General features: G+C 54.9%; 18 protein-coding genes. 10 read left to right on the plus strand and 8 right to left on the minus strand.

Annotated features, from left to right (window positions below; translation table 11 throughout):
- Positions 1–152 precede the first annotated feature (152 nt).
- The 6 genes from ACR3ZL_RS04525 to ACR3ZL_RS04550 all read left to right on the plus strand — a co-directional run bounded on the left by ACR3ZL_RS04525 (position 153) and on the right by ACR3ZL_RS04550 (position 6,102).
- The gene (locus tag ACR3ZL_RS04525; protein WP_473649080.1) at positions 153–1,196 is read left to right on the plus strand and encodes an AI-2E family transporter; all 1,044 of its coding nucleotides are present in this window, start codon (positions 153–155) and stop codon (positions 1,194–1,196) included.
- A 272-nt stretch (positions 1,197–1,468) separates the two neighbouring features.
- Positions 1,469–1,654, plus strand: coding sequence for a hypothetical protein (locus ACR3ZL_RS04530; protein WP_473649079.1), 186 nt, complete (start codon positions 1,469–1,471; stop codon positions 1,652–1,654).
- A gap of 89 nt (positions 1,655–1,743) precedes the next feature.
- Positions 1,744–1,944 carry a hypothetical protein gene (locus tag ACR3ZL_RS04535; RefSeq protein ID WP_473649078.1) on the plus strand — a complete coding sequence of 67 codons (201 nt, stop codon included), beginning with the start codon at positions 1,744–1,746 and terminating at the stop codon, positions 1,942–1,944.
- Positions 1,945–2,373: 429 nt separating this feature from the next.
- Positions 2,374–3,927 carry an OprO/OprP family phosphate-selective porin gene (locus tag ACR3ZL_RS04540; protein ID WP_473649077.1) on the plus strand — a complete coding sequence of 518 codons (1,554 nt, stop codon included), beginning with the start codon at positions 2,374–2,376 and terminating at the stop codon, positions 3,925–3,927.
- A gap of 55 nt (positions 3,928–3,982) precedes the next feature.
- The gene (locus ACR3ZL_RS04545; protein WP_473649076.1) at positions 3,983–4,663 is read left to right on the plus strand and encodes a hypothetical protein; all 681 of its coding nucleotides are present in this window, start codon (positions 3,983–3,985) and stop codon (positions 4,661–4,663) included.
- A gap of 257 nt (positions 4,664–4,920) precedes the next feature.
- Entirely contained in the window at positions 4,921–6,102 is a 1,182-nt protein-coding gene (locus ACR3ZL_RS04550; protein ID WP_473649075.1) for a formylglycine-generating enzyme family protein, read from the plus strand.
- A gap of 113 nt (positions 6,103–6,215) precedes the next feature.
- Here the strand turns inward: ACR3ZL_RS04550 and ACR3ZL_RS04555 are convergent, their stop codons facing one another.
- The 5 genes from ACR3ZL_RS04555 to ACR3ZL_RS04575 all read right to left on the minus strand — a co-directional run bounded on the left by ACR3ZL_RS04555 (position 6,216) and on the right by ACR3ZL_RS04575 (position 12,860).
- Positions 6,216–7,685 carry a Gfo/Idh/MocA family protein gene (locus ACR3ZL_RS04555; protein ID WP_473649074.1) on the minus strand — a complete coding sequence of 490 codons (1,470 nt, stop codon included), beginning with the start codon at positions 7,683–7,685 and terminating at the stop codon, positions 6,216–6,218.
- Positions 7,686–7,766: 81 nt separating this feature from the next.
- Positions 7,767–9,257 (minus strand): FecR domain-containing protein, encoded by a 1,491-nt coding sequence (locus tag ACR3ZL_RS04560; protein WP_486173240.1) that lies wholly within the window; start codon positions 9,255–9,257, stop codon positions 7,767–7,769.
- A 16-nt stretch (positions 9,258–9,273) separates the two neighbouring features.
- Positions 9,274–9,870 carry a sigma-70 family RNA polymerase sigma factor gene (locus tag ACR3ZL_RS04565; RefSeq protein ID WP_473649072.1) on the minus strand — a complete coding sequence of 199 codons (597 nt, stop codon included), beginning with the start codon at positions 9,868–9,870 and terminating at the stop codon, positions 9,274–9,276.
- Positions 9,871–10,192: 322 nt separating this feature from the next.
- The gene (locus tag ACR3ZL_RS04570; RefSeq protein ID WP_473649071.1) at positions 10,193–11,089 is read right to left on the minus strand and encodes a dienelactone hydrolase family protein; all 897 of its coding nucleotides are present in this window, start codon (positions 11,087–11,089) and stop codon (positions 10,193–10,195) included.
- 109 nt (positions 11,090–11,198) lie between these two features.
- Positions 11,199–12,860: an outer membrane protein assembly factor BamB family protein gene (locus ACR3ZL_RS04575; protein WP_473649070.1), complete on the minus strand. Its 1,662-nt coding sequence runs from the start codon at positions 12,858–12,860 to the stop codon at positions 11,199–11,201.
- Between the two features lie 11 nt (positions 12,861–12,871).
- Here ACR3ZL_RS04575 and ACR3ZL_RS04580 point away from each other — a divergent pair, with 11 nt between their 5' ends.
- Positions 12,872–13,051, plus strand: a complete 180-nt coding sequence (locus tag ACR3ZL_RS04580) for a hypothetical protein (RefSeq protein WP_473649069.1) — start codon at positions 12,872–12,874, stop codon at positions 13,049–13,051.
- A 108-nt stretch (positions 13,052–13,159) separates the two neighbouring features.
- On the opposite strand, the gene ACR3ZL_RS04585 is transcribed toward ACR3ZL_RS04580, so the two are convergent.
- A complete protein-coding gene (locus tag ACR3ZL_RS04585; RefSeq protein WP_473649068.1) occupies positions 13,160–15,400 on the minus strand; it encodes a protein kinase domain-containing protein in 2,241 nt (746 codons plus the stop codon).
- 2 nt (positions 15,401–15,402) lie between these two features.
- Positions 15,403–15,981 carry a sigma-70 family RNA polymerase sigma factor gene (locus tag ACR3ZL_RS04590; protein ID WP_473649067.1) on the minus strand — a complete coding sequence of 193 codons (579 nt, stop codon included), beginning with the start codon at positions 15,979–15,981 and terminating at the stop codon, positions 15,403–15,405.
- A 515-nt stretch (positions 15,982–16,496) separates the two neighbouring features.
- On the opposite strand from ACR3ZL_RS04590, the gene ACR3ZL_RS04595 reads away from it, so the two are divergent.
- Positions 16,497–17,786 (plus strand): rhamnogalacturonan acetylesterase, encoded by a 1,290-nt coding sequence (locus tag ACR3ZL_RS04595; protein ID WP_473649066.1) that lies wholly within the window; start codon positions 16,497–16,499, stop codon positions 17,784–17,786.
- Positions 17,787–17,870: 84 nt separating this feature from the next.
- Here the strand turns inward: ACR3ZL_RS04595 and ACR3ZL_RS04600 are convergent, their stop codons facing one another.
- Complete coding sequence (locus ACR3ZL_RS04600; protein ID WP_473649065.1) at positions 17,871–19,055, minus strand: YheT family hydrolase; 1,185 nt, start codon at positions 19,053–19,055, stop codon at positions 17,871–17,873.
- Here ACR3ZL_RS04600 and thpR point away from each other — a divergent pair.
- Together thpR and tsaD are read left to right on the plus strand one after the other, a co-directional pair.
- Positions 19,054–19,716: an RNA 2',3'-cyclic phosphodiesterase gene (gene thpR / locus ACR3ZL_RS04605; RefSeq protein WP_473649064.1), complete on the plus strand. Its 663-nt coding sequence runs from the start codon at positions 19,054–19,056 to the stop codon at positions 19,714–19,716. The genes ACR3ZL_RS04600 and thpR overlap by 2 nt on opposite strands.
- Positions 19,717–19,723: 7 nt before the next feature.
- Positions 19,724–20,794: a tRNA (adenosine(37)-N6)-threonylcarbamoyltransferase complex transferase subunit TsaD gene (gene tsaD / locus ACR3ZL_RS04610; protein ID WP_473649063.1), complete on the plus strand. Its 1,071-nt coding sequence runs from the start codon at positions 19,724–19,726 to the stop codon at positions 20,792–20,794.
- The last annotated feature ends 49 nt before the right edge of the window (positions 20,795–20,843 follow it).

Consider the following 20,843-nt stretch of genomic DNA (forward strand, 5'->3'; position numbering starts at 1 on the left):
AGCAAGATCTGTTCGTACAGCAGTTTTCTATTCCACGCCCTTGTTCACGCCTCTGCTCGGCCGTGCCACGATTTACTAATCGCAGGCCCGGGTATTTGTCTCAGGTCTGCGGCCCGCTACGGGGCGTTTCTCTCATCTGTTTTGTAAACGCCATGTCTGACTTTCCCGATCGTCGCCAGCAGCTTGTTGCCAATACGATGACCATCATCGGATTGGTCTTGGCGACGCTGGCCGTGGTAGGCATTCTATTCGTAGCACGGCACTTTTTGATGCTGGTGTTCGGCGCTGTCCTGATCGGTGTCGTGGTCAACCGCCTTGCTGGTCTTGTCGCAAAGGTTTTACCTTGGAAGTGGAGCCGGGGCGTGCGAGTTGGGTTGGTGCTCTTCTTAGCCGTTGCATTGTTCATACTTGGCGGTTTTGGCTTTGCTAGCTCGATAGACGACCAGATTATTCAATTCTCTGACCGAATCGACGCGTCGGCGACCAAAGTACTGGAGGCTGCTAAAAAGCAACCTATTATCGAACGCTTGCGTGAAGAGGTCAGCATCGGATCGATGATGCCGTCGTCCGGGAAATCGCTTGGGTTAGCGCAAACGTTATTTGCGACCACGTTTGGTGCGTTAACGGACATTCTTATCCTGATCATTCTTGGTGCCTACTTTTCCACCTCGCCAGGAACTTATCAATCGGGCGTTTTGCGAGTGCTGCCGGTTGCTTGGCGAGACAAGGCGTCCGATTTGCTAAGTGAGTCTGCATCCACGTTGTGGCATTGGATGCTCGGCCGACTGCTTGCGATGGCGATCGTGGGGATATCGTTCGGAATCGGCTTGGCGGTATTAGGTGTGCCAATGCCGTTAGAACTTGGGATCTTCGCTGGATTGGTGACGTTCGTCCCCAATTTAGGAGGGATCGCCGCCGTGGTTCCAGCACTGCTACTGGCTTCAAACGAAGGCTCCTCTGCAGTCCTTGGAGTGTTGCTTTTGTATCTCGTCATTCAGTTCGCTGAAAGCTATTTGATCACACCTTTGGTGCAGGAGCGGCAGGTGGACTTGCCACCCGCGATGGTGATTCTGGCCCAGGTGGTAGCTGGGTTACTGTTTGGCGTTTGGGGCATCATGTTCGCGACGCCATTGGTCGCACTAGCAATGCTGTGGATACGGCGATTGTACGTTGAGGACTGCTTAGAAGCGGCATAGCGATGCAATTCAGATGGCCTGCTTTATCGGCTTCTTTTGGTTGAGATGAAGCTACACAGACGCCTGTGCTGTTCGATTTGAAACCACGCTGATTGAACGCGGTTCAGTCCGATGTCGTTTTATACCTTCCCAACGCAAATAGCGGCTAAGGGCGTCTGTTGGCACATCTCTTGCGGATACCGTTGTCTCCGCAACTTCGCCTACGTTACCCGTTTGGGTAGCGGATGCTGAAAGGCTGACGAAGAGCCTTCCCTACTAGATTGGATTGAACCATGAACCGTTTCCACGAGAGTATCCGAGCCTACTTGTTATTGCTGGTTGTCGCAGCCGGTTTTCTGATTCTAGGGTGTGAAAGGAAGGAGACGGTGCTTGACGTCGACACTCCGGGTACGAGCATCGAAGTCGAACGATCGATCGATACTGGCGAAGTTGACGTCAATATCAGCGACAAGGATTAGTCGAATCGTTGCCAGAGTAACGTCAACGTGAGCGGTTTGGTCGCTTATGTCCTTCGAGTTGTTTCGCACCTTAGCTACAAAGAAATCTCATGCGTGTTCTCATTTTTGCAGCCCTCGTATTGCTTGCCCTCGTATTCGTCGGTTGGTTGCAATTCGGTACTGCCGAAGGTGATCCGGCTGTGCGGGTTAATACCGATAAGGTGAGGGAAGACACAGCGAATTTAGTCGAAAAGGCTGGAGATGCCGCTGATGAGGTCAATCGCCGTATCGATACAGACAGTGAGTTTTAGTCAACGTTGTTTGAATTCGTTCTCAAGTCCTAGGAGCGATAACCTATTGAACGGCAAGGTCTTACGACAAACGCTCTTGCGAACGCTCAAATTGAAGCAGGGCTAGCGCGGCCTTCCAACAGCTTCCTTGGCACTCGATTAAGAATTGGAAGGTTTCCAAATCTTAACAAAAAGCCGAAGGTTTCTAGCGTGGAACTGCGGGTTGTAACGGCTTTCAAGAGGCGTTGAAACGATTGTCCAGATTCTCCCTGGGAGGATAAGTGGATAGAGAGGTTCCGCCGCCGATCATCCTTATGAGGAGAAGAAATGGATTCTTCTGAGTTCGCAAGAGCTCCCATTCGATCGCATCCCCTGCACCGCTGAGCTGGGGGTCGCTGGTCAGCGCCCGGGCAAGTTGCCAACCAGTTATTGAATCTTCGGGATGGACCCATGATTTTGCATTCAAGTTTAGCCCGTAGGTGGGCTCTCCAGAAATGGATTTGTACGGCTGCCTTCGGCGCAGCATCGCTCGCATTCTTAGCACCTGCCCAAGCGGAAGGCTTCAATAGCTTTCTAAACTCCTCCAACGCGTTCCAAGCGGAACAGATTGTTGAGGGTTCGGTTTCAGTCATTTCCGACGACGTTGCCGAAGAAGCTGAGGCCGAGACCAAGGCCGATGAGGAAGAAGCGAACGAACCCTCGTTGGAAGAACTTTCAAAGCAGCTCGACGAGTTCGACGAGAAGCTATCGGACTACGAGGAGTCTCTTGAGAAGGTCGAGGAGTTGGCCGGTAACAAGAGCATCGTTGTCAGCGGAACCAGCAAGTCCACGATGAAAGTCAGTGGGCGTGTGCACATTGATGCGTGGGGCTTCGATCATGACGAGAACATCAATGAGATCGCTGCCAACGATACCGACGAGAACAATAGGCTTGGGTTCCGCCGCCTGCGTTTCGGCGTCAAGGGCAAGATCAAAGACAACATGATCTACAAGATCGAGATGGAATTGGCTGGCGGGAATGCATCTGAATTTCGTGATGCATTTATCGGCTGGACTGACTTGCCATTCTTAGGGGAAGTGTTGCTGGGTAACCAGAAACGCCCTTACGGTCTCGATCACCTGAACAGTTCACGCTACAACGTTTTCATCGAGCGTCCTTTTGTAATTGAAGCTTTCAACGAAGACGCCCGTCGTCTCGGTCTGCAAGCTTATGGGAACTCGAATGACCTGGCGTGGAATTGGCGTTACGGTGTCTTCAACGGGCGCAATGTCCAGGACGAAGGCAATTACGTTGGCGACCATTTGCAATTGGAAGTCGCCGGCCGAATGGCAAACACAATTTGGTATGACCAGACCAGCGGTGGTCGTGGATACGCCCACTGGGCGATTTCAGGTTCACACTCTGATGTGAGCTCGAACCAAGATGAAGACGAAGGTGCGGTTGCTGAAAGCCGATTCCGAACTCGTCCTGAAGCTCGTACCGCCGGTACACGTTGGTTGGACACTGGACGGATTGCAGGGTTGGATTACTACAACCTGATTGGTTTGGAATCCGTGGTGAACCTGGGTGCGTTGCAGTTTGTTGGTGAATACCAAAGCAACTGGGGCGAACGTGATGGCGCCGAAGATATTCATCTGCATGGTGCATACGCTTACGTCAGCTACTTCCTGACGGGTGAGCACATGCCTTGGGATCGCGAGAGCGGAACTCTTGGACGCGTGACACCGTTCGAGAACTTCTGGCTAATCGATCGTGCTTGTGGTGGACGTGCGGCCGGTTGGGGTGCATGGCAAGTTGCTGCTCGATTGTCGTACGCCGACTTTAGTGACGAGGACGTGCAAGGCGGCGAGGCTGAATCACTGACTCTTGGACTGAACTGGCACTGGAACACCAATGCTCGCATGCAGTTCAACTACATCACCGGCGAGATCAAGAACCGTACGGACTTGGTTGGGACAGGTGACTATGACGTTTACGGTGCTCGTTTCATGGTCGACTTCTAGGTCAACCGTTCCGGAAACCGCCAAACCACCAACTCATTCATAAGAAGGATCTCGGATGAACCGTTACCTATTTGCGGCACTTGCCGCGACAGCGACGATGCTGGTCGCCACCCAATCTGCATTCGCTTTCGGCCCATGTTGCTGCTTTTGTCAAAAAGGCCGTTGCCAAGTTGAAGTCGACGTGGAAGATGTCGAAATCAAAACATTGGATTGTGAGTGTGAAGCTATTTGCATCCCACCACTGCGTTTCCCATGGGAATGCGGACCGCTAAAAAAATGCGGCAAGGTCCGCGTTGTTAAGAAACTGACGTCGGGCAAGCCGATTAAGTGTAAAGAGTGCACTTACGAATGGTCCGCCATCGTGTGTTGCCCCGATTGCCGCAGCAAGCTTCGTAACTGCTGTGGATCGTCAGGTTGTGGCGATTCGGGATGTTGCGATTCGACTGGTTGCTGCGACGCCTACATCGAAATGCCATGCGGCGACGTTCCCTGTTGTGCTACTGAAGACGCGAGTTCTGCTTTGCTGGCTCAGTCGCAAGTTGCACAACCCGCTCGTGACGCAGGTCTCGACGTTGAGATTCCGGAAGTGGTTGTCGCTACCAACCTTCCAACCAAGAAGGTCTCGGTCGCCCTGGTACAAGCCCTTGAATCGGCTAGCCCCGAAGCGGACGGATGGGTTCGAGTGCCTAAGGTTGCGACTTCGCCCCTTTCTTCAGGAAGCGGCATGATCGAGTGATTTGGTAGAGAAAGTTGTGTTTCCCCCCCGATTTTGCAAAAAATCTGACCGCAAGATCGGGGGTGGAGAGAACGGTTTGGGTGGTAACCGCGAATAATAGGTTTAGAATGGGCGAAAATCACTTCACCCTTCCTACCTGCCTCTCGCCCAGTTTCCGCTCCATGTCAATCCAATATTCGTCGCACCCCATGCCGAGCTCGGTAGTCCCATTTCCCCGGGAGTCAATTTCCCAGCGGTCCAACGTTTGTCGTTTCGCATTGTCCGTTTGTGCAATCGCCTCGCTTGTCGTCTTCGCCGGATCGTCGGTTACAGCCGAATCAGTCGCTTCGCTTCCGGTTGGGATCGCTACCGAAAAACCTGCCGAAGGTCCTAGCGTCGAGCTGGCAAACGGGCAGTTCATGGTCCCGTACACCCAGCGGATTCCTGGTACTGATCTCTCGTTCGAGATGATCCCGGTTCCGGGTGGTGAGTTTGAAATGGGAACGCCTGAAGATGCTGAAGATTTCGTTGCCGACGAGGGGCCTACGGTCAAGATGAATGTGGCACCGATGTGGGTCGCTCGCACAGAAACTCGTTGGGATATGTACAAAGAGTACATGCGAATGTACGCCGTCTTCAAAGAGTTTGAAGCCAATGGTGTACGTGAGGTGAATGACGAAAACCGAGCTGATGCGGTTACTGCACCGACCGAGCTTTACGATCCTTCGTTCACGTTCGAATACGGCGACAAGCCTCTGCAGCCGGCCGTCACGATGACCCAGTACGCCGCTCAACAGTTCACGAAGTGGTTGTCAGGAATCACTGGCACCCAGTACCGCCTGCCTACAGAAGCGGAATGGGAATACGCCGCTCGGGCTGGGACCGAAACCGCGTTCAGTTGGGGTGACAGTGCCGACGATATCGAAGACTACGCTTGGTACTTTGACAATAGCTTAGATGGTCCCGGCGAAGTGGGCACCAAGAAGCCCAATCCGTTCGGCTTGTACGACATGCATGGCAATGCAGCGGAATGGACGGTCAACGAGTACACCGAGAATGGTTACCAATGGATCGTCGATGAAAAGATCAGCGACGCAAACGCTGCTTCGCGTTTTCCAGAGAACCCATCGCCCTGTGTTGCACGTGGCGGTAGCTGGGAAATGGATCCAGCCGAACTTCGTAGTGCCGCTCGCTTGGCGTCGGATGACGAAACTTGGAAAGAGGAAGACCCGAACTACCCACGAAGTCCATGGTGGTTCACCAGCGACCCTGCTCGCGGTGTTGGTTTTCGCTTGTTCCGATCAGCGGAAAATCTTCCGAGTGATAGAATCGTCAAGTTTTGGGAACCAAAGCCGGAAGAAACTAAGATGGATGTCGAAAGCCGGGTCGCAGAAGGCCGTGGCGGTTACGGCTTGGTTGACAAAGAACTTCCAAGCGAAGCAGCCAAGCTAAACGAGTAGAGCTTGGCGGCAAGACATGACCTGCCGTAGTTGCCCGGTTGGCAACTACGGCTGATATGCCGTTCTGGTTATCGACGGTTCGGCAAACTCCGAAGCCGCATTTGACTGGCGGCTTAAACCGCGTCCACGCTGGGCACTTGGAAGCCGGCGTTGTTTGGATCCTTCAATAGCTGGTTCGCTCGATCAGCATGTGCCCCGATGTGTCGCTCGGTAGCGGGATCGAATTCTAGAGTTGGTCCGACGACGTAGTGCTCGCCGTCTTCAGGGATACCAACACCTTTGTGCATGACGTCATGCAGCTTGCCGAAATGCTCTGCTGCATCGGCATTGTCACCAAAACGTCCGGCTTGCTTGTTGAAGGGAACTTTTTCGCCAAGGCGATAGGAGTTGTTCATCAAGTGACCCAAAACGCATCCGTCATGGGCCTCGCGGACGTTCCCGTTCACCATGTCCGGATTGTTGGCTCGCACCGCAGTGGTAAAGCTACGCCAATTGCCACCGGGGGTGACTTTGCCAGGTTCCAGAACCAACGGTTCAGCTTTGTTGCTGCCGGGGCGACGGATTTGATACTTACCTTCACCGGTGATCACACTGCCGTCTTCTAGGTAGTACTCGTTGTAGACTTGCCGTTGGTAACCCTTGTAGTTCACGTTGCGGACGTTGAAGAACACCATTTGACCGTTGGGGTATTCTGCCATCGCGAACATCGTGTTGGGCGTTTCCCCTTGGTCGTCCCATTTGAATCGGCCACCCATTCCCATCGCGCGAACGGGGTGCGTTTGATCATCGTCGATGGCCCAACGCGCCACATCGAGTTGGTGAGTTCCCTGGTTGTTCATATCGCCATTGCCGGTGTTCCAGAACCAATGCCAGTTGTAGGGCACATAGTTGGCGTGATAGTCGTCAATCACAGCGGGCCCCTTCCAAAGACTCCAGTCCAATTGGCTCGGTGGTGTACCGGGCGACTTGCTGCCGATGCCGTTTCGGGGTTTGCAACAATATCCATAGGCAATTTTAAGCCTCGGAAGCTTTCCTGTTTTCAGCGCTTCGTGCAGGCCTGCGATCCCCGCATCGCTACGGCGTTGGGTTCCGTGCTGGATCACGACGCCGTATTTCTTTTGAGCTTCCACGACGACGCGTCCTTCGGAGATGTCGTGGCTCATCGGTTTTTCGACGTAAACGTGTTTACCCGCTTGTGCACCCCAAATCGTCATTAGCGAGTGCCAGTGATTGGGGGCCGCGATCGTAATGGCATCCACCGTCGGGTCATCCAGGACAGTGCGAAGATCAGCGACGCCTTTGGTTTTGAACTCGCCTTTGCTGCGTTTTTCGAGCCCGTTCATCGTTTTAGATAACACGCCCGCATCTGGGTCAACCACGTAGGCAAGTTCGACGTTGCCAGCGCCGCCGAACCCGGCGATGTGGGATTGTCCCCGCCCATTCAATCCTATCACTGCGATTCGAACGCGGTCATTGGCACTGGCGGCGGCGTAGGATGACTTCGTTCCAGTAATCATCAGTGAGCCGGTAGTGGCGGCTGAGACCTGTAGGAATTCGCGACGGTTGGGGGAACGTCTTAACATAACAATCACTTTCGTTTGGAGAGGTTGGAAAGGGGTGGGAAGCGGGGAGTGGGGGGATCAGTGCATTGACCAACTGCGAAACTAGATTTCGGGCGCCAACGGAACCGCAACGATGCCGTACATGTTCGCTGCGCTGCGGCGACGAGTCTTGTCATCTGGTAGCCATCCGTTGCAGCCCAGTTCAATTGAACCGGGCTGTCGGATAACTCGTTTCCAGATCGAGTGCTGACGGTTGATACTGCGACCCGCACCGAAAGGAAGATTCTCGGTCGTGATTTGCCAGGTTTTACCGGCACGCACATCGACTTCATCGACACCGATATCGTCACCGGTGTCTTCGAACGATTCTGATATCCAATCGGGCACGAGAACTCGGTCATCCAATAGCACGTAGATTGTCACCGGTTGGTTAACCGCAACTTCGATCTGCAGGTCATTGGTAATTTTGTCGTCGTTGAATGTTTTGACGTAATCACCGCCAAGCAAATACGGGGGCATGCCCTCTCGACTGATTCCGTTCCATTGATGTGGGCGATCGACAAAGGCCGGTGCGTCTTCTTGCATTCCACCAGGAATGATCTCATAGAAACTGAAAAAGTCATCGCGAGCGTTGTTGTCGCGAACGGAACTAATCAATGAACGACGGGAACGTTGTGCGGGGGACGATTTCGTCGCGAGAGACGATTGCTGGACACTGATGATCCGTGAAAGCGTGCCGTCGACTGAGACGTGCACGGCTTGGCCCGTTTGGATTCGCTTTCTAGCAGTCGGGGAAGATATCGATTGGGCTTTTGCTTGAGTTGCCAATTTCAGATCGACTTCACCATCAAAGACGACGACGTCGGTGTTGCCATCTTCCACGCTTACCGAATACGTGGTTCCCAAGTCAGTGACCTCCGCCATTGAGGTTTCGACGGACAATCCCGAAGTCTGGTTTCCGGTACCTACTTTGACCGCACCGCGAATCAGACGCACGCGATCCAGTGCGGAAGCCTGCATGACCAACGGCGACTCGAGTAACGCAACCGCCCCGCTGGTTAGCCGCAGTTCCAATGCTCCCTCTTCCAGCCAAAGTGTGTCGCCTTGGCGAAACGAGTTGGAGTTCTGGTCGCCCAGCTGGCCGAACGTCCAACGACATTGGGGAACAAGTGAGGTCAGTGTTCCTAATATGGGCGCGAGCGTGGACGAGGTATCCGTTGGTTGAGTGACCTTGGTCTGCGTTTGATCTTTTTGTCCGCGTTCCCATCGAGTGCTAAGAAAGGCGATCACCAGACATGCTGACGCTGCGAGTGTCCACGCGGCGATGCGGAGAGTGGACGAACGATCGGAAACGTTTTTCGGCGCATCGACCTTGTCGGTTGTCGGGACGACGGGGGAAACGGATGAACCTAGTTCCCACTCCAGTTGTGAATGGACAGCGATCATTTCCCAGTAAACCGTTCGGGCTTCTTCCGAAGTCGCCAACGCGTCCGATAATTCGCTGACCCCTTCGTCGGTGAGGATTCCGCTGCACTTATCTAGCGTCAATTGCTGCACACGTTTCATTTTGGAAGCGTTGGGTGATTCGCTCATCGCTGAATGACTCCGCTCAATGATGTGATTGCAACTGAGTTCGTTTCACGCATTCACGCAACGACTCGATGGATCGGTGTAAGATCTTGTAAATCGTGCTTGCCGGTTTTCCGGTGTCCGCAGCGATTTGTTTAACTGACAACCGGTTCTTGTACCGTCCCTCGATGATGAGCGTTTCGGGGCCGCCCAGTTTTTGGATGCACTTAGCGAGGGTTTGTCGGCAATCGTCGATGAATGTTTTTGCCTCGGGCCAGTCGCTAGCCAAAGATTCCACTGCCGATTCGCTGAACCAAAGCTGGCTTTTGGCCGATCGACTGCGAAAGCTACGAACTTCCATCGCGGCGAAACCAAACGCCCATCGCAGGAAGATCTGCTCTGGATCGTACAAATGGCGTTTCTTCCACAACGCGATATTGACCTCTTGCAACACATCGTCAGCGTCCACTTGATGAGGAACCAGGCCGACGATGAATGCACGCAAATCACGCTGACTGGCTGTCATCTGGCGAACGAAATCTTCATCGTCTGGATGCGATTGTCGTTCGGGTTGAACCATGATTAGATGCTGCCGGATGTTCGTCGTCACGCTACGGTGCGAACGCCAATCGCTCACGCCGGGGACCTATCGTCATCTGATATCGATGCCAGCAGCCGTTTTTTACCGATAAATCCGTTTAGAAATTCTGTTTATTTGGATTGGCTCAGAATACCGCGGAAATGACAGGTTTTCCGAGTCAGAGCAGACTGTTCGATCGCGAATTTGAGGCCGCTTGTTTGGGCCGTCAAGCGTCCTTTGCCGCGATACTGATCGCGGTTGGACAGGCGAGCTAATCAATTAACGCTGAAAGCCGAGTGGTACCTCGGCGAGTCGATTTTCAGCATGGCTATTTACAGCGAGCAGTATCGCTGTAGGAATGTTCTTGGTCAGCAGCGGTCTATGAACGCAAATATTTGTTGAACCAAGCGAGGGTTCGCTGCCAAGCAAGTTCGGCGGCGGCTTCGTCGTAGCGAGGCGTGGTGTCGTTGTGGAAGCCGTGATTGACGCCGGGATAGACGTGCGATTCGTAGGGTACGTTGTTAGCGGCGAGTGCTTCGTCGAAGGCTTTCGCACCGGCCATAATCCGGCGATCAAGTTCCGCGTTTTGAATCGACAATGGCGTTTTGATTTTAGCCGCGTCGGACGCGTCAGGCTGGCTACCGTAGAACGGGACACCCGCATCAAGAACCTCAGGCAATTGCACGGCAAGTTGATTAACGACTCCGCCACCAAAGCAGAATCCAACTGCACCCACTTTACCGGTCGATAGTTCATGGGTGTCGAGGAACTTCGTGGCGGCGATGAAGTCTTGAGTCATCTCGGCGCGATCTCGTTTGGCTTGCATCGCCCGACCGTCGTCGTCGTTGCCGGGGTAACCACCCAGGGGTGACAATGCATCGGGCGCAAATGCCAAGAATCCTTCGGTGGCCAACCGACGAGTGACGTCAGCGATATAAGGATTCAGACCGCGGTTTTCGTGAATGACTAAGACGGCGGGGAACTTCTTGCCCTCATCACCAGCCGGACGGGCGAGCAGACCGCTGATCTTGCCGCCACCATTGGGCGAGTTGTACGTGATTGTTTCGGTCACGATTCGCGGATCGTCCGCCTTCACTTGTTCAGCCCAAGCGTAGTTGGGAGCGAGACTTTCCTCGAGAGCTTCAACGGTTAACCCGCCGACAGCGAAGGCGGCTAAGCCTTTGACATAATCCCGGCGTGAAAGACGACCGTGTGCAAAATCATCGTAGAGATCAAGAACTCGTTGGTCGAACTGGTTAGCGGATTTGCGATTCATCGGGAAAGACCTTGGGGGAAGTGAAGGTTATTTACTAAGCGAACAAACGCAATGTACTCCCGCAATGAATGCGGGAGTACTGAAGAGTTTCGTGCAACGAAATCGATTGTTAGTTCTTGGCGACGATCCCGTCGTCGAGTTCGGGACGTTGAGGTCGGTCAGGGCGGTTGTCTTCGCCTTGGCCGCCTCGGCCTGGACCACCCCGTCCGCCACGGCCACCGGCTCGATCGCCTCGACCACCACGGCCGCCGAAACCACCAGGCCCGTTTCCTCCTGGGCCTCCACGCCCAGCGTTACCTCTTCCATCTCCGCCGCGATCATCCCCACCCCGTCCACGGCCTGCTTGGCCTTCGCGACCAAAGCCGCCTGGGCCGCCACGGCGATCGTCTGCTTCGCCAGAATCGTCGGTGTCTGTATCCGCAGCTTCCGCTTTCGGATCAGCCGATTCGTCGAAGGAGCCGTTGACTACACAATACAGATGCTTGTCGGATCGCAGATACAACTTGCCGTTGCTGAATGCAGGGCTGCCACTGAAAGTTTCTGAGTCCGTTGTGGTTCGATTGACGCCGACTTGTTCTAGTTCATCCTGGACGTTGACGACGAACATGTCGCCATTGCCTTTGAGGTAATAGAACTTGCCGTCGGCGATGATTGGTGAGGCGTAGTCGGCACCACCGCGTCCACCACCGGTGCTGCGGCTGCCGCCGGATAGACGAATTCGGTCAACTTGTTCGCCCGATTCCATCTCCATCCGTGACAGCACATCACTGGTAACCGAATACACGTGACCCTTGTAAGCGACGGGTGACGCAAAACGTCCTGCGTCGCGGCCAGCCCAAGCAACGTGTGAATCCGAAACATCACCCTTGCCGCCGGAGCGGACTGCGATCGAACCACTACCACGGCCGCCGACGACGACAACCACGCCATCGTCGACAATGGCGCTGGTGCTCGCTTGGTCAGCTTGTCCCGCTTGGCAATACCAGCGTAGTTTTCCATTGTCGGGGTTCAGTCCCCAAACTTCGCCTGCGACACCTACGACCAATTCCGTATCACCATTTGGAGTTTCCGCCAATGCAGGTGTGCCCCAAAGGTTGTCAAGACCTTTCGCCTCTTGTCGCCAAACCACTTTGCCGGTGGCTTTGTCCAGAGCCACCAATGCTTGGCTTTCCGCTGAAGCGGTCACGATGACTTTGTCTTCAAACAAGATCGGGCTGGCGGCTGAACCCCAGCGGTGTGAGTCCGATTCCGTGCCCAAGGGCGTGTTCCACAATTGGTTGCCATCGAAATCGAAGGCCAGAGCACCCGTCTTGCCAAAGAACACGAACAAATGCTTGCCGTCGGAAACGGGTGAGTGCGAAGCGTAACCGTGTGAGGGAACGCCAGCACCGGTGTAAGGATCCTCGGGCTGAACCGCGTCGATGGTTTTGTCCCAAATCGCATCACCCGTTTCGGCATTGAGGCAAACCAGGTGTCGTTTCAGGTTATTGATGTCGCCGGGATTGCCGCGGTCCAGGCCGTAGCCGGAATAACAGGTGACGAAGACTCGGTCGCCCACGATGATCGGGCTGGAAACGCCAGCACCAGGTAGTTTGGCTTTCCACGCTACGTTTTGCGTGGGACTCCAGCGAACCGGAACCTCTTTTGAATCAGTGACCACTCCCGAACCATTCGGGCCGCGAAACCGCAGCCAATCATCGGCGTTAGATATGGAAGCACCGAACAGACCAGCGACCAGTGCTGCGGCAAAGAATTGCGGACGAATCTTCATGAGTTTCCTAAGTGTTTTCCGAATCAAATCGCGAAGCGGTGACGGGGTGTCACTACGATGACATCGTTAGAATTGTGGCCAACTCGCATCTGGCGAATGCTCTTCGGACGCCTTTCACCGTCAGTGGACCGATTTCGGTTCACCTGAAGGATCTCGCCGACGAGCTAGAAAATGGGCACAATTCGTCATGAAACCCCCACAGGCGACGTAAGTTCCGGTTCGATTTTTGGACTCGTCCAGCACGGTTTAATGGGAATCTGGTGCGAAAGCGTCGTGTGACCGAGCCGAACGCGGTGGTGTTATTGGATAGCCGCTCTGGCCATCTCTTTTTGTCGAGCAAATCGCGGATCAGCTGGTGGCTGTTGGCCGGTGATCAACTCGGTCGCTTCTTGGTGGATTAACAAGAATTCCACCCAATCGAACCATGGAATCGGAGGCGTGCCACGGTGTTTGGACAACGATTCTGTTAGCCAGTGGTCGAGTTGTTTGTTTGATTGTTCCAACAGGTCGCGTGCTTTGGCGTGGTCGCCCAATTGGTGATAGGCGATTGCCAGTAGCGGGAATTCAATTCCGTGCCCGCCCCAGTTTTGGTCCTGCTCGTAAGCTTGTTCGAGTCGCTGGATCGCTTCGTCCAAATTACCGGCCTGCAAATGAGCCCAGCCCGCGATATACAGCTTCGCACCGAAGGGCATCCGAGATCGGAAGGGTGTCCGGCCGAAGGCGTTAACTTGATCGCCGCCAACCAACTGTTCGCCTTGCTTTGCCATCACAGCAGCTTCTGCAAGAGAAGGCTTGCCAATCAGGCGTCCACGTAATGTGGTTCCCCAAGAACCGCTGTCGCCGGACTTGCTCATCTCTGCACTGAGTTGTTGTTGTGCGGCTTCGTCGCCGGTGAATAGGAACAATTGCGGTACGCCAATGAATTCGGCGCCGTTGACCGGGGCACCCAAGTCGAGTGCTTTGGCGAAGTCAGCCGCCGCGTTTTGCCACAATCCTAACTTGCCATACAAAGAGCCACGTTCCATCCACACATGAAAATATCGCGGCTGTGTTTGGGTCGCCGTCAGGTAAGCATCATGGGCATTCGCCCAATCACCGCTTTCCGCATAGGCGCGACCAGAGGTTAAAAGTTGGTTGGCTTGTTTGAGTCGATCGGTGAAGCCTTCCAATTCATCTCGAGATTGAGTCGCCTCGGTTTCAGCAACGCGAGCCTTTCGCAGTGCATCCAGTGCCACCTTCGCTTGCCAAAGGCTGACTGCGCTGCCGATTAACAACGCTGCGGCAACGGATCCGAAAGTGAATAGAGCCACCTTGTTTCGCCGCGCAAACTTCGAGAACCGGTATGCGGCCGAAGGTGGGCGAGCTTCCACAGGCTCGCGCAATAAAAAACGCTGCACATCTTCCGCCATCGCCACTGCACTGGGGTAACGCCGGGCGCGATCCTTATCGAGCGCCTTCATGACGATCCAGTCCAGGTCGCCTTTCATCAGAGAGGCTAGTTTCGTAGGTTCCAATCGACGCTTGGCGGATACCGTCGACGCCAAATGACTTCCCAGAGTGCTGAAGCGGGTGCTTGGCCGAGGTGGTTCTTCTTCGCGAATGATTTGACGAAGTTCATCGAAGCCAACGCTGTTTAGTCGTTCGCGAGTGAAAGGTGTCGAACCGGCTAGCAATTCATACAGCATCACACCAAGTGAATAGATGTCACTGCGGGTATCCACGTCGACATTGCTCATCTCGGCCTGTTCGGGACTCATGTAGGCTGGCGTGCCGATCATGGAAGCCAAACGCGTGTAGATCGTTTTGTCGGTTAAGCTTTGGCCGCCGATTGCCTTGACGATCCCAAAGTCGATCACCTTGGCGATCGGTCGACCGTCTTGCAGCGTGACCAGCACGTTGGACGGTTTTAGGTCACGGTGGATAATGCCTTTTTGATGTGCATGCTGGACGGCGTTGCAGATCGAGATGAACAGACTAAGTCTGCTTTGGGTATCGAGGCGGTGGTTATCACAGAACTCGTTCAGCGGGACACCGCGGACCAGTTCCATGACAAAGTAGGGCTGGCCGGTTTCAGTGACACCGGCATCGAAAACACGAGCGATGTTCTCGTGATCCATCATCGCGATCGCTTGACGTTCCGCTTCAAAGCGAGCGATCACCTCTCGGGTTTCCATGCCCGGTTTAATAATCTTCAGTGCGACCCGTCGACGAACCGGTGCCTGTTGGTCGGCAACAAATACTAAACCAAAGCCACCCTCACCCACTTTTTCCATCAGCTTGTAAGGGCCGACCATCGCGCCAATCTTATGTTGGCAATGAGGATCGTCGGGTTCGTTGCTTACGATCGTTGGCATCAAGCCTTTTAAGATAGGACGATCGACTGGACTATCGACGCGATCATGTTCACGCAGCAAGTCGGTTACAACGGCATGCAACTGTTCATCGTTACCACAAGCTTCACTGACGAATCGTGCGCGTTGCTTCAGGGAATCGATTTCGATCGCGTCGGCGAAGATGTCTCGTTCTTGTCCAATGGCCATTGCTATTCGGCTTCCTCGTCCTTGTGCATTTGTCGCCCCAGCCAGGCTCGGGCGAACGCCCAGTTGCGTTTTACCGTTCGCGGCGAAACGTCGAGGGCTTCAGCTGTTTCGCCAACGCTTAACCCGGCGAAGTACCGCAGTTCGACCAATCGGGCCAGTTCCGGTTCTTCGTCGGCTAATCGGGTTAAGGCGGCATCCAAGTCGAGCAATTCCTCTGCGTCACCGGAGTTGATGATGGCGTCGTCTTCGGTGATCTCGTATTTCGCGAATTGTCCGCCGCGCTTTAGGCTTTGCCGCCGACGAGCGTTCTCGACCAAGATGCGCCGCATCGCCTCTGCAGCCGCCCCGAAAAAGTGGCCTCGGCTATCCCACTGAATCGCTTCGCTATTATCGTTGCCGACCAACCGCATGTAGGCTTCGTGTACCAACGCGGTGGGCTGAAGGGTTTGGTCGGCTGATTCCCGTTTCATGCGATGCGTTGCGAGTTTGTGCAACTCCGCGTAAACGAGCGGCAAGAGTTCGCTGGCAGCGGATGCGTCGCCCTGTTCAATCTGGTTGAGGATTTGGGTGACTTCGGTCAAGGAACTATTCCCGATGCTGCGGCGGCGAAGGATGCGGTAAAGCGTTATTCCATCTTATCATCCATGGAAGAAGTGAAGCTTTTGTGAGCTGGTGACATTCATCGATAAGCCAGACCTGACGCAATCGTCTGGAGGGGTTTATCCAAAGTTAGCCCTCCGGGCTTTGCCAGCCGTTGAGCCGCGAAGCCGGAGGAAGATGAAGTTATTTGGTAATGCGAAAATCATCTTGTTTCGGGGCCAAAATTTAGACTGACGAGAAGTCGCTGTGGCAGGAATTTTGATTGGGCCGAAGCGAAATGACCGCAAATATCTTTTTTAATGGTAAAAACCGGATCGATCTTGCGAGTATCGATGGCCCTATCATCGAAGCCCACAATCGGGGTAGCCAATCGAATTGATCTGTGTCTTCGTTGGGCAGCGACTTTGGGCAGAGATTCTTGGAGAGATTCACAGCACGGTAGCGTGGAAAGACCTCCGCTCCCGCTGATTTGTTCACTTCGTTAGAAACGACATCCATGAAATTGATGCTGACATCTATCCTGCTTTTCTGTGCGGTCGCAGCCTCGGTGGTACACGCCGAAACTGCTGTCCCGAATACCTATTATTTCGGAAGTGGTAATGCGTCGGCAGGTGCCGTACAGGTTCAGGCGAAAGACAAGTATTCGGAAGAAGTTGGCTACGGATGGATCGCTGGACGAACGAATGTTTTCGCGGTCCAGATCCCTGAAGGGAACTACGACGTCACCGTTTCCTACGCGAGCTTGGAAGCAGCCGCGTCCAGCACTGTTAAGGCTGAATCGCGACGCTTGATGTTACGAAACCAAGATCGCAGCGAAGCGTCGCATCGTCGGTTCACGGTTAACGTGCGGCGTCCTGACATCGAAAGCGGTGACGCAGAATTCGCTGGCGAAGAAGGCCGAGGCAAGGTTCGGTTGAACAGCCGCGAGACCCAGCCCATGTCCGTTCAGTGGGACGACAAATTGACACTGGAATTCTTGCCGGATCGAAAAGGTGTGGAGTCGGTCAAGATCACTCCGTCGCCGAAGGCCATCACGGTCTACATCGCGGGCGACTCAACGGTGGCCGATCAGCGACGCGAACCGTGGGCCGGTTGGGGGCAGGCTTTGCCGCGATTCTTTCAGCCGGGCGTCGCCGTGGCCAACCACGCGGAATCAGGTCGCGCCTTGTACAGCTTTCGTTGGGAGAAACGTCTTGAGAAAATCCTCAGCACGATCCAACCGAACGACTATCTGTTCATTCAGTTCGGACACAACGACCAAAAGAACAAGAGCGAGGGAGCCGGGCCGTTCACCACTTACAAGAACGATCTCGAAGACTACGTCGCCGCGGTTCGTGATCGGAATGCTCGCCCGGTATTGGTGACGCCAATGGAGCGCCGGCGTTGGAGCGGCGGCAAGCCTGGCCAAACGTTGACTGATTTTGCGGATGCAGTGCGGCAGGTCGGTAAGGAAAAAAACGTCCCGGTGATCGATCTGCATGCGATGAGTTTGGAGCTGTATTCCGCGTTAGGCGAACAGGGATCCAAACGGGCCTTTGTCCACTACCCCGCCAATGCATTTCCTGGGCAGGACAAAGCACTGAAAGACGATACGCACCACAACACCTACGGTGGCTACGAATTAGCTAGGTGTGTCGTCGAGGGAATCAAGACCGAGCTTCCGGAACTTGCCCAGTTTCTGCGGTCCGACGTGGGCTCGTTCGATCCTTCCCGACCTGATGACCCGGATCGTCTTGGGATTCCCGCCAGTCTCTCAGCGGAAATTGAAAAGCCGGAAGGCAACTGATTCTACTGAATCATCGCAGCAGTTCGTGCAAGCGGCGAAGTGCGTGTTCCTTTAGATGAACAGAGACGATCGATGCACTCGTTGTTATGTGAGCGAGCTGCTGGAAAGGCCCGTGCCAAAATAGCTGGCAACTAAATCGTCTGCCCATGAAGTGCGATCGGGTTTCAGAAAACCGTGGTGGCCGCCTTGAGGCGTGACATGCAAACGCACAGGTGAAGTTCCGGTGCGATCTTGAATCACTTGGCGTACAGGTTCGAATGAGCTGATTGGGACGAGCGGATCGTTGGCCGCGGTCACGATCAGCGTTGGCTTCTTGATGTGCTGGATCACGTTGACGGCTGATGACTTGCGATAGTAATCGGCTTCCGATGCGAAGCCTCCCAGCGGGGCCGTGAAGATGCGATCGAACTGGCGCAGCTTCTTGGGACGAGCTTGTTGCAGTGCGGCTTGGTATTGGGGGTTGCGTCGCAGGGCGGGTGAAGCTCGGCGTAATAAATGATGAATGAAGTACCAGTTATAGAACCGCAACTTCGGCGACTGCATCGCGTCGCTGCAAGCTTGCAGGTCTAGCGGTGGGGCGATGGCCAAGATCGGCCCGACTCGCGACCAAGCACGGGGAACTGGATGAAATCCGTTGCCGACGCGACCGGCGGCTAACAGCAATTGGTTGCCACCCAGCGAAACGCCAACGGCGCCGATCGGGCTGGATGCGTCATCGACTAGGCCACCAATGAACTCAATCGCCGCCAACACATCTTCGCTGCGCCCGGCGTGCGTGATGGTTTGACACAAGGCCCCCGCATCGCCACAGCCACGCATGTCGAGCCGAAATGTGCGGATGCCGGATGAGGCTAAACGCCGTTTGAACCGGATCATGTAGTCCGCCGTGTGGCAGCCACAAATGCCGTGAATCATCAGGACGCTGCCATTTTCCGGCCGCCAGTTTTCAGGCTGGTTGTCGTGCACCACCAGTGCGTCGCCATCGGGCAGGTCGATCTGGTGCCGCTGGTGGGTCGTGGCAATCGCCTGGACGGTGCTGGCTTTTTTCGCACCGATCAACGTGTGTAGGTGCCCGCCGCGAAGAAGGCGATGGGATTGAAACGGGGGCGGGGTGAACGAAGCCAGCCAGCGAGCCCGGTCCGCTTCGCTTGCGAGAGTGTTCGTCTTTGGCAAATTGTCCCCAGAATGCTGGTTGCTAGCTGCACCGTGTGCGTTCAAGATTGCCGATCCTTCAACACCGCTTGGCTTTAACGTACAACTATCCGTCATGAGAACGATCCGAACCTTTTTGGCGATCCCGCTTCCATCATCACTCGCCGGCGATGCGTTGGAATGGGTGTATGAAATGCGGGAAGAGGACGGCCAAGCCAAGCCATTATCGATTTGGAAACCGCCCGCCAAGAAAAAGCAGGCTCCGTCCCCTTCAGCATCGCGATCTGACGGCAGCTCGTCGATGGGGATTAAGTGGGTTCCCGAAGACAATTTGCATCTGACGCTGAAATTCTTGGGCGAAGTCGAGAACGTTGAGACTCCGGAGATCTGCAAGGTACTGGCGGATATCTGTAGCGATTTTGATCCATTTGAGTTGCTTTTCGGTGGGACGAGTTTCCTGCCCGACGTGGAGCGGGCCCGAGCGTTGACAATATCGATTGAGGATCCGACCAACTCGTTAACCCGGATCGTCAGCCTGATGGAGGACCGTTACGCCGATATGGGATTCAAGCGAGAGCCCCGAGACTACGTTCCCAATTTGACCCTGGGACGCGTTCGCAGCGGTTCGCGACGGGCGTCCAGCACGGTCATCGAAAAGTGGCAGCGTCATCAAGATGATCAGTTAGGTGCGATGACAGTTTCGAAGGTTCAGGTCATCGGAAGTTTCTTAGAAAAACAGGGACCGACCTACAACGTGATGAACACGGTGGAATTGTAAGTTGCCCGTGTCCACTGCTTCATCCCAGTCCCAATCCTGGGCGGGATCCGATTTCTTGCTAGCGATCGAGTCGACGTGCGACGAAACCGCGGCAGCGGTGGTGACCCGCGACGGACGCGTTTTGGGTGAATGCATCGCGACCCAAGAAAAGCTGCATGAGCGGTTTGGCGGGGTCGTTCCCGAGATTGCGGCCCGAGCACATTTGGAGCGGATTTTGCCGGTTGTCGATACGGCGATGACCCAAGCGGGCGTGCGAGGCGAGGATTTGCAGGCGATTGCGGTGGCGGACCGTCCTGGGCTGGCTGGTTCGTTGCTGGTGGGTGTCGTGGCGGCGAAGTCACTGGCTTTGGCTTGGCGAAAGCCCCTGGTCGCGATTAATCATTTGCACGCCCATCTGTATGCTTGTCAATTGAGTCAAGCGGCTGGCGACAGTGTGTATCCGGCGATTGGGCTTATCGTCAGTGGTGGGCACACGACGCTGTATCTTTGTGAAGATCCGATTGACCTGAAGTACCTCGGCGGCACGATCGATGATGCCGCAGGGGAGGCGTTCGACAAGGTGGCTGCGATGTTGTCGTTGGGGTTCCCCGGCGGTGTCGAGGTTTCGCGGTGGGCAGCCCGCGGGGACTCCAAAGCGTACGACTTCCCTCGATCGAAGATGCATGACGGCTCGTTCGACTTCAGTTTCAGTGGTCTGAAGACCGCGGTTCGGTATGCGATTGTGGGGCCAGGCCGTCAGGATTTTTCGTCGCTAGAGTTGGATGATTCCACCAAAGCGAACGTTTGTGCTTCGTTCGAAGCCGCTGTCGTCGACACACTGGTGGGCAAGAGCCGCCGTGCGATTCGAAAGCATGGCGTCAAACGGTTGTTGGTTGGCGGCGGCGTGGCGGCGAACGGGCGGTTACGACGGGACTTTGCCGCAGCGGCGGAACAGGATGGTTTCGAATTAGTGATCGCCCCTCCGGAACTTTGCACCGACAACGCCGTGATGGGCGCGATCGCTTGGAAACAAATGGAGCGGGGGCAATTCGCGACGCTCGATCTGGATATCACTCCAGGATTGCAGCGGGGATTCTGATCCGGATCCCCCTTTTATGGAGGGTGTCTTCCCTCGAATCCTTCCGCGT

This window comes from Rhodopirellula sp. J20-39 (assembly GCF_057365095.1).